Consider the following 9,824-nt stretch of genomic DNA (forward strand, 5'->3'; position numbering starts at 1 on the left):
TATCCCTCCTATATATCTTCTTAATTCGACACAAATGTTAGAAGTACTGCTATGAAATTGAATAATGCGCAAAAGACAATGTAACGTAACTTTGAATTCTCTTTTAAAAAAAATAATTCAAGCATAAATTTCTCACAAACGACAAAAATTAACAGAAACAATCGTACTTTAAAAGAGGTGGAAATTATGACAGACAAAAAAGAACAACAAGAGAGTAAAAAACAAATGCATATGTTTCCATCACTTCTGGAGAACATTAATTACATTGAAAATAAACTTTCTCATTCTGATGATATAAAAAAATTAGATCTCCCTTTTCAAAACGGAAAAGGAACAATCATATATATTGAATCTTTAGCAGATCCAAATTTAATTCATCAATTAGCTCTTGAACCATTATTAACGAGGTCGGATTTATCTTTAGATAAAGCTTTTTCTACGTTAAATATGAAAAAAGAAACGAATTTAAATTATGGAGTACAGGTTTTATTACAAGGTAAATCCTTATATTTTCATGAACACGTCGATAGTTTTTGTATTTTCGAAACAGCTTTATCTTTAAAGAGAGATATAGCGGAGCCTGATAATGAAGGGATTGTGCGTGGTCCACATACTGGTTTTGTAGAGGATCTAGCAACTAATTTAAGCTCTATTCGTAAACTCATTAAGAGTCCAAATTTAGTTGTTAAGTATTTTACAATCGGTGAAGAAATGCACACGAAAGTGGCAATTGCTTATATGCAAAATATAGCGAATGACGATTTAGTTACAGAAGTGAAAAGAAGATTAGAAACGATTAAAACGGATGCACTTATGTCACCAGGATACATACAAGAATTTATAGAGGATACGTCTTTCTCCCCATTTCCGCAGCAATTAAATACAGAGCGTCCAGATAGAACTGTTGCTAATTTAATGGAAGGACGTGTTGCCATTTTATCTGACGGAGATCCAACAACGCTCATCGTACCTGTTACGTTATTCGCTTTTTATCAATCACCAGATGATTATAATAACCGTTGGATTGTCGGTTCTTTCGTCCGAATGATTCGCTTAGTAAGTTTTTTAATTGCCTTTCTCTTGCCAGCTTTATATATTGCAACTGTCGCATTTCATCCCGATGTGTTGCCGCTCGAACTTGTGTATACGATTAAAGCTTCGTTAGAGAAAGTACCGCTTCCTCCTATTTTTGAAGCTCTCTTAATGGAGTTAATTTTCGAGTTATTACGAGAAGCTGGTATTCGCTTGCCGAGCCGTGTTGGACAAACAATCGGTATTGTAGGTGGTTTAGTAATTGGTGATGCGATTGTAAAAGCTGGGCTCGTTTCTTATACGATGATCATCGTAGTAGCTTTAACTGCAATCTCATCTTTTCTCGTTCCATCAAACGATATGAGTTCAGCAGTTCGAATTCTTCGTTTTCCATTAATGCTCCTTGCTGCCATATTTGGATATGTAGGCATATCATTCGGTCTCATTATAACTTTCGTTCACTTATGTCAGCTTCATTCATTTCATACACCATATCTTTCTCCTGTTGCCCCGATGCGGATTAAAGATATGAAAGATTCTTTCGTAAGACTACCAATTTGGTCATTTTGGGAACGACCACATGATCCAAAACCAAAAAAAATGCAACGCCAACATGTAACGAGAGAGGATGAGGACGGTGACAAACACGCAAAGTAAAATCTCGCTAGTTCAATTTACCTTTTTCGTTATTCAATGCCAAATTGGGGTCGGTATACTATCTCTACCTAACCGGCTTCATCCGATAGCAAAAGGTGGTGGTTGGATTTCTGCGCTCATCGCGGGGCTTGCCATTCAACTTATTATTTTACTTATGTGGCTTTTCTTAAAACGATTTCCTGATGCAGATATGTATAAAAGTGTTTGTATGCTATTTGGTAATAAGTTAGGAAAACTATTGGGCTTTTCTTATATTTTTTATTTTACCCTTATCGGTATGACGGTTATGTTGAATGCTTGTAACGTCATTAAAGTTTGGATATTACAAGCAACTCCGTGGTATGCCATTCTCATGCTATTTACAATAGCTTGTTGTTATGTAGCTTATAATACGTTTAAAGTCATCGTACGATTTTATGTCATGACCTCTATTCTCATTTTACCTATGGCGCTTTTAATCGCCCTAGGGCTTTCCCGAGCTGACTTTTCTTATATTTTTCCCATTACAGAGGCTGGATGGTGGAATATTATTCAAGCATCGAAAGAAACAATTACAGCTATGTATGGTTTTGAAATCTTTCTCATCGCATTTCCTAAAGTAAATGGGAGTTCTGTGGAAAAACTGAAGGCAATTTCTATCGCTAATGGATTTGTGACTCTCTTTTATGCTTTCACTGTTTGGATTTGCTTTATCGTATCTAGTCCAAAACAAATTGAACTTATCCCAGAACCAGTTGCTTACTTATTACGCTCCTTACATATCGGGATTATAGACCGGACTGATTTACTATTCATTCCAATATGGATGATAACAGTTGTCGCTTCTATTGCGAGTTATTACTGTGCCGCTTCTATAGGAATTGGACATATATTCAACCTCGCTAATCATAAAAAGGCTGTTCCAATCGTTGGTATTATTGCTTTTAGTGTAGCCTTATTTATAGATACACCTGAAGAATTAAAAGTCATTGCAACTTTCACAGATAAGTTCACCTATATTTTCATCGTTGTTCTCCCTCTTTTATTTCTACTCTATTCAGTAATAAGAAAGAAGAAAGGAGAACAGTATGTTTCCAAAAAGATTTAAATTACTTTTTATATTATGTACTAGTTGCCTCCTTTCTGGCTGTTGGGATCAAGAACCATTAAGAGAAGCTAGATTAGCTTATAGCATTGGATATGATGTTACGGAAGAGAATAAGCTTCAGCAAACGCTTGAACTCGTAAAAAGTTCAAGTGGAGAGCAATCTTCATTCGAAAATGAAATACATTCAGCAACCGGGCATAACATAAGGGATACAAGCGATGCCCTAAAAAAAAATGTGACTGGGAATATTCGCTATTTTAAATATGGTGTTCAATTACTAGGAACCAAAATTCTAAAAAAAGGTATATTACCCTATTTAGATGTCAGCTTTCGGGACCCAACAAACCCAACTGCTTTAGTAAAACTTATTGCAGTAGATGGTGAAACATCGGAGATACTCGAAAAAAAGAAAATAGGAAATTTACTAATTGGAGATTTTCTACAGAAAAAAGTGAAAAGTTTAGAAGATATGAGTGTATTTCCAAAAGAAACTTTAGAAACAGCCGCTACAAAAATGTTAGATCCCGGTAAAGACTTTACACTCCCTACTATAAAAATAAAAGGAAAAGAATTAATTACAAATGGGTTAGCTTTATTTAACAATGATAAATTGACTGGACATTTACCTTTGAAACAATCTGTTTTATTCGTATTATTAACCGGAAAAATGGGAACAAGTGCCCGTATAACCCAAAAACTTACTAGTGATGAATCTGAGAAGACATCTGATTATTTAACAATGGAAATTAGCAATCGAAAGTTAAAACGAGATTTAAAAATAACAACGGATAAAAAAGGAAATGTTTATGCTCACATTAAGCTCCAACTAAAAGTAATAGCACTTGAAGCCCCAAGAGATAATATTTATAAAATGGAAGCCAGAAAAAAACTAAATAAGGAATTATCAAAGCAACTTACGAAAGAAGCGAAAAAAATAACAAATAAACTACAAAAAGCAAATTGTGATGCTTTTGGAATTGGTAGACATCTCATCGCTTATCACCCTGATTTATGGAAGAAAAAAAATTGGAATAAAGATTATGCAAAAGTAAAATTCAAACCTGAAGTAGACGTAAATATTTTGTATAGTGGTGTCTTAAAATAAAAAGGTTGTATGCCGCTCGGGCATACAACCTTTTTATTTCGTATATCGATACACAATTGATTCATATGGTCTTAATTTAAGTTTTGTAATATCCTTGCTGGAATCTTTATAATTCGACAGTAGTACCTCTTGTTTCATTCCATCTAATTGAACGTGCGCCGGTACAGAGTACGTTATTTCTTCTCCATAGAAGTTATTTATAACAAGTAGTACTTCACTTTCTGTAGTACGAGTATATGCCCAAATTTTAGGATCATTTTTATCCAAAATAGCATATTCTCCTTCTGTAATTACATCATACGTTTTTCTAAGCTCTATTAACTTTTTATAATGATAAAATACGGACTCTTTATCTGCTAATGCCTTCTCTACGTTTATTTCTTTAAAATTTTCAGCCACTGAAATCCAAGGTGTACTTGTTGTAAAACCACTGTTCACCTCTTCATTCCACTGCATCGGAGTACGAGAGTTGTCACGAGATTTTTGCTTTAAAACCCCTATAATCTCTTCTTGTGATAGCCCTTCTTTTAGCTTTATATCGTATATATTTAACGATTCCACATCACGATATTGCTCGATGGACTTAAATTTAGGATTTGTCATACCGATTTCTTCCCCTTGATAAATATAAGGCGTTCCTTGCAGCATGTGCATAGCTGTCGCTAACATTTTTGCAGATTCGTTTCGGTACTTTCCATCATCACCAAAGCGTGACACGATGCGAGGCTGGTCATGATTACACCAAAATAACGCATTCCATCCTCCGCCCTTTTGCATTTCAATTTGCCAATTAGACATAATTTCTTTTAATTTAATGAAATCAAAATTCGCTTTTGTCCACTTATCTCCATTGGGATAATCTACTTTTAAATGATGAAAACTAAACGTCATACTTAATTCATTACGCTTAGGATTTGAATATTTAATACAATTATCAATTGTCGTAGAAGACATTTCTCCAACTGTAATTACATCTTTTTCTGCAAAAACATTGCGATTCATCTCTTGTAAATATTCATGAACACGCGGGCCATCTGTATAATACTTGCGTCCATCACTTGTCGCAGTATTACCTTCATCATTTAAGAAGCATTGGTCTTTTGAAATTAAATTAATGACATCTAATCGGAATCCCGTTACCCCTTTATCCAGCCAAAAGCGCATCATATCATATACTTCTTCACGAAGTTTTTCATTTTCCCAATTTAAATCAGCTTGTGTTTCATCAAATAGATGTAAATAATATTGCTCCGTCTTCTCATCATATTTCCAAGCAGATCCACCAAACTTAGACTGCCAATTATTTTTTTCATCACGCCAAATATAGTAATTACGATATGGACTATTTTTATCTTCCTTCGCTTCTTTAAACCACTTATGTTCAGTCGAACTATGATTTACAACAATATCAAGCATAATTTCAATGTTACGTACTTTCGCTTCTGCTAAAAGTTCTTCAAACTCTTCCATCGTTCCGTAAGATGGATCAATGCTGTAATAATCACTTACATCATATCCATTATCATTTTGTGGTGATTGGTATATCGGTGTTAACCAAATATAATCCACTCCGAGTTCTTTTAAATAATCTAGTTTCTCTGTAACCCCTTTTATATCACCGGTTTCTCTATTGTAATAACTATTAAAGCTCTTCGGATAAATTTGATAGACTACACTTTTATGCCAATCCTTCATGTTTAACTTCCTCCTACTTCTGTTTGACTCTTTTTGCAAATAACCATGTTAAAGTAAATGGGATTACAACTGCAATAATCATTCCGACAATAAACATTGGAATCGATTTCGGAATGATAGAAATAAATGCTGGCAATCCCCCAATTCCGATAGCAGGTGCTAATATACCGTTTAATGTAATGAATATCGCTGCCACAGCAGACCCTATAATCGCTGCATAGAACGGGAACTTATTTCGTAAATTCACACCAAACATCGCTGGTTCTGTAATACCGAAGTATGCTGAAATGGCTGATGTTGATGCCATACTTTTATCATTTTGATTTTTAGAAATCCAGAACATCGCAAGTGCCGCACTACCTTGCGCAATGTTAGAAAGAGCAATCATCGGCCAAATAAATGTACCGCCATGTTGTGCAATCAATTGTAAATCAATTGCAATAAACATATGATGCATACCTGTAATTACAAGCGGTGCATATAACGCTCCAAATAGTACTGCTCCAACTACTGGTACTGTTTCATATACACCTACCAATCCTACTGTTAATAAATCTCCAATATGACGTGTAACCGGACCGATAATTCCTAATGCTAACACACCTGTCACAACGATTGTTGTAATTGGTACAACTAATAATTGAATTGCATTTGGTACATGTTTCTTTAAGAAAATTTCCACTTTACTTAATACAAATGCTGCTACTAAAACAGGTAAAATTTGTCCTTGATATCCTACCTTCTCAATTTGGAACAGTCCTAAAATATTGAAGTACTCAATCTTTTGACCCTCTAAACCAGTCGCTGCTTTTCCGTAGTCCCAAGCGTTTAATAAGGCCGGGTGCACAAGCATTAATCCCATAACAATCCCTAGTATTGGACTACCACCAAAACGCTTCGTTGCTGACCAACCGACAAGTGCTGGTAAGAATACGAATGCTGTATTGGCCATCATATTAATTAAATCCCAAAGCCCGCCTAAGTTCGGATAAACATCTAATAAATTTTTCCCATCAAAAAATAAGTCTTTTGCGCCTAATAGATTGTTAATACCCATTAGTAAACCAGCTGTTACGATCGCTGGTAATATCGGCATAAATACATCCGAAAATATTTTTACAAACTTTTGAGCTGGATTTAACTTCTGATTTCCAGAGTCTTTTACGTCCGCTACAGTCGATTCTTTCATACCTGCAAGCGTTATCAATTCAGCGTAAACACGATCTACATCCCCTGGACCAATTACAACTTGAAATATACCAGCGTTATGAAACGCTCCTTTCACTAATGAAACAGACTGTAATTTATCATTATCTATTTTACTTTCATCTTTTAAAGCGATACGGAGCCTCGTCACACAATGTGCAGCTTGTTCAATATTGTCTTTCCCACCAATATACTGCAACACTTCCTCTGCTGTTTTACGATAGTCTTTCCCCATATTCCCGTCCCTCTTTTCTTTTTTTGATACCGTTTACAACTACATATTAACTCGTATATATAAGTTAGTCAACACTCATATATACGAGTTTGTGTTTTTTTATAAAAAAAGAGATGAAACAATATTTTGTTCCACCTCTTTACTTCCTGCGTGCCACATCCGAAAAGTGAAAAATATCTAAGCGGTGGCGTGATTCTGTATATTCAAACTGACTTCCATCATACAAATGTGTAAAGTTTTTCACAACGACAACATAGTCTGTTCCATTTAAATCTAAATACTTTCTGTCATCCTCTGTACATGGCTGTACTTCAATTACCCTCTGTGAATAACTAATATGTAGCCCAAGCTCTTTCTCAATGTATTTATAAATCGATGTAGCTGCAATTTCTCTCGTTAGCCCTGGAATATATTCCGATACAAAATGGTTTATATCTAAAATTACTTTTTCTCCATCAATATTTCGTACACGTTTAATATGGTCAATCACTGTTTTTTCTTTCACGTTTAATAACTTTGCTACGTCTTTCGTCGCTTCAATTTTCTCCATTTCTACGACATCTGTAATACAATGACGTCCTAAACGTTCATTTTCTTCTTGGAAACTTACAATACCACCAAAATTAAATTCAATATTTTTTCGCTTTAAAACAAAAACACCTTTTCCATGAATTTTTTGCACATATCCACGCTCTTGCAGTAAATCTACAGCTTTTCTTACCGTTCCTCGGCTTGCCTCATACTGCTTCATTAATTCTGTTTCTGATGGGATTTTGCATCCCTCTTTTAATTGTTTATTATCAATAGATTTACTGATTTCTGTATAAATTTGTTCATACTTACTCATCATCTACAATAGCCCCTTGTCACCTTATAATTCTATATATATTATAACATGCTTCACTCTTCTGCCAATCTCTCACTTATTTTCCATTACAAGAAAAATATAGGTAAATATTTAATCTTTAAAACGTATTTTTATAAAAATTTTTATATTTTTCTTTTCATTCAAAAAAACATGTAGTATACTAACTTCAAAATCAGAGGAGAAAGGGAGCAAAGAACTATGCTTACTTATACAACAACTGTAGTTACATTTGCACAAAAACATCATCATCATACGTAACCCTTGAAACCTAGCGGAAAAATTACGCGTAGGTACAAGGGTTATTCCCGTTGTACCTACGCTTTGGCGAAAGAGCCATGTAGGTATTTTTTTATCTACATGGCTCTTTTTTTATTGTCAAAAAGCTAGTAAAAAATGATGTTTAAGCAAAACTTACTACAAAGGAGTTAACAAAAATGGAAACGAAAAAATGGGGATTATGGGTTTTAACAGCATTTGTTATCGGGAATATGGTTGGCGGTGGCGTATTTATGCTTCCAGCAAATTTAGCACAAGTATCAGGTCCAATGGGTTCTACACTCGCATGGAGTATTACAGGCCTTGGCGTATTTATGATTGCACTTGTATTTGGAAATTTAGCGATTCGTAAACCAGAATTAAAAGCTGGACCACAAAGCTATGCTCAAGCGATGTTTCCTTCAAAAAAAGCTGGTAAAGTTGCAGGATATAGTATGGCATGGGGATATTGGGCTGCTAACTGGGCTGCAACAGCATCTGTTATTATTTCCTTTGCTGGATATTTATCAACATTCTTTCCAGTTTTACAAAGTAAGCAAATTCTTTTTTCAATAAACGGATTTTCACTAGAACTCGGAAAAGGGTTAACTTTCCTTGTATGTAGCCTTATGCTATGGGGAATTCAATATATTCTTTCTCAAAATATTGATCGAGCTGGAAATATGAATCTACTTGCTACTATTGCAAAAATTATCGGATTTACAATGTTTATTGTAATTACATTATTCATTTTCAATACTTCTAATTTCGGAGACGGTCAAACCTTTATGAATGAAGCAGGACAATCTATCTCGTTAGGTGGCCAAATCAATTCAGCTGCTATTGCAACACTTTGGGCGTTTATCGGTATTGAATCAGCGGTTATGCTTTCTAACCGTGCAAAATCACAGCGCGATGTAAAAAAAGCTACGATTTTCGGATTAATTATCGCTCTTCTTATTTACATGTCAATTACTTTACTTACAATGGGAGCTCTTCCGCAAGATGCTTTAAAGGAGTCTCAAAAACCGTTAGTAGATGCATTAAATTTAGCAATTGGAAATAAAGGCGCGTATATAATGGCCTTACTCGCTCTTATATCTTTATTTGGATCTACAGTTGGCTGGATCGTTGTTAGTTCAGAAGTACCTTACCAGGCAGCAAAGAATGGACTTTTTCCTAAGTTTTTCGGGAAAACAAATAAAAAAGGTAGTCCTTCAAAATCATTATTGATTACAAATGTAATGACGCAAATTTTCTTATTTTCAACGATTTCTGGTACTGTTTCAGAAGCATATAGTTTCGCTATCGTCGTAGCAACATTAGCCTATTTAATTCCATACCTTGTTTCTACCTTGTACCAATTAAAATTAGTTATTACAGGAGAAACGTATGATATACTACCAGGATCTCGAGTAAAAGATGGAATTATCACTACATTGGCATTGGTATACTCCATTTGGGTTATCAAAACGGGAACTGCTGATTTAAAAACGTTCTTCTTAGGAATTGGATTGTTTATATTAGGTCTTGTTCTTTATCCAGTACTAATGAAAGACTCACAAAAAACGGATTAAATAAAGAGAAGCTGCTTGGTATTATCCCCTATAGGTAGACAGTAAAAAAAGAGTCCATCTGATATGATGGACTCAATACTGTTTTATCTGGAGGGGATTTTTTTATG

7 protein-coding genes are annotated in these 9,824 nt (G+C 34.6%); 4 read left to right on the forward strand and 3 right to left on the reverse strand.

From position 1 onward, the window contains the following. Positions 1-186 precede the first annotated feature (186 nt). The 3 genes from gerKA to gerKC are packed head-to-tail and all read left to right on the forward strand — an operon-like array spanning position 187 to position 3,881. Positions 187-1,689 carry a spore germination protein GerKA gene (gerKA, locus tag MR169_RS13260; protein ID WP_000130114.1) on the forward strand — a complete coding sequence of 501 codons (1,503 nt, stop codon included), beginning with the start codon at positions 187-189 and terminating at the stop codon, positions 1,687-1,689. Continuing rightward, complete coding sequence (locus MR169_RS13265) at positions 1,670-2,776, forward strand: GerAB/ArcD/ProY family transporter (protein ID WP_242319516.1); 1,107 nt, start codon at positions 1,670-1,672, stop codon at positions 2,774-2,776. The genes gerKA and MR169_RS13265 overlap by 20 nt, the downstream gene beginning before the upstream one ends. Beyond that, positions 2,757-3,881, forward strand: coding sequence for a spore germination protein GerKC (gerKC, locus tag MR169_RS13270; protein WP_242319517.1), 1,125 nt, complete (start codon positions 2,757-2,759; stop codon positions 3,879-3,881). Before MR169_RS13265 ends, gerKC begins: the two co-directional genes overlap by 20 nt. A 33-nt stretch (positions 3,882-3,914) precedes the next feature. Here gerKC and treC read toward each other — a convergent pair whose 3' ends face one another. The 3 genes from treC to treR form a co-directional block, all read right to left on the reverse strand. Then, positions 3,915-5,576, reverse strand: a complete 1,662-nt coding sequence (treC, locus tag MR169_RS13275; RefSeq protein WP_000656137.1) for an alpha,alpha-phosphotrehalase — start codon at positions 5,574-5,576, stop codon at positions 3,915-3,917. Between the two features lie 13 nt (positions 5,577-5,589). After that, positions 5,590-7,017, reverse strand: a complete 1,428-nt coding sequence (treP, locus tag MR169_RS13280) for a PTS system trehalose-specific EIIBC component (RefSeq protein WP_016117151.1) — start codon at positions 7,015-7,017, stop codon at positions 5,590-5,592. Positions 7,018-7,156: 139 nt separating this feature from the next. Continuing rightward, positions 7,157-7,867: a trehalose operon repressor gene (gene treR, locus MR169_RS13285; RefSeq protein WP_000987236.1), complete on the reverse strand. Its 711-nt coding sequence runs from the start codon at positions 7,865-7,867 to the stop codon at positions 7,157-7,159. 452 nt (positions 7,868-8,319) lie between these two features. Here treR and MR169_RS13290 point away from each other — a divergent pair, with 452 nt between their 5' ends. Further along, complete coding sequence (locus MR169_RS13290) at positions 8,320-9,717, forward strand: amino acid permease (protein ID WP_242319518.1); 1,398 nt, start codon at positions 8,320-8,322, stop codon at positions 9,715-9,717. Positions 9,718-9,824 lie beyond the last annotated feature (107 nt).

This window comes from Bacillus cereus group sp. BfR-BA-01349 (assembly GCF_022663795.1).
In the GTDB taxonomy this organism is placed as follows: domain Bacteria; phylum Bacillota; class Bacilli; order Bacillales; family Bacillaceae_G; genus Bacillus_A; species Bacillus_A cereus.

Excerpts from the sequence above, each read along its gene's own strand:
- gerKA (WP_000130114.1), top strand. The coding sequence starts at position 187 with ATGACAGACAAAAAAGAACAACAAGAGAGTAAAAAACAAATGCATATG.
- gerKC (WP_242319517.1), top strand. The coding sequence starts at position 2,757 with ATGTTTCCAAAAAGATTTAAATTACTTTTTATATTATGTACTAGTTGC.
- treC (WP_000656137.1), bottom strand. The coding sequence starts at position 5,576 with ATGAAGGATTGGCATAAAAGTGTAGTCTATCAAATTTATCCGAAGAGC.
- treP (WP_016117151.1), bottom strand. The coding sequence starts at position 7,017 with ATGGGGAAAGACTATCGTAAAACAGCAGAGGAAGTGTTGCAGTATATT.
- treR (WP_000987236.1), bottom strand. The coding sequence starts at position 7,867 with ATGATGAGTAAGTATGAACAAATTTATACAGAAATCAGTAAATCTATT.
- MR169_RS13290 (WP_242319518.1), top strand. The coding sequence starts at position 8,320 with ATGGAAACGAAAAAATGGGGATTATGGGTTTTAACAGCATTTGTTATC.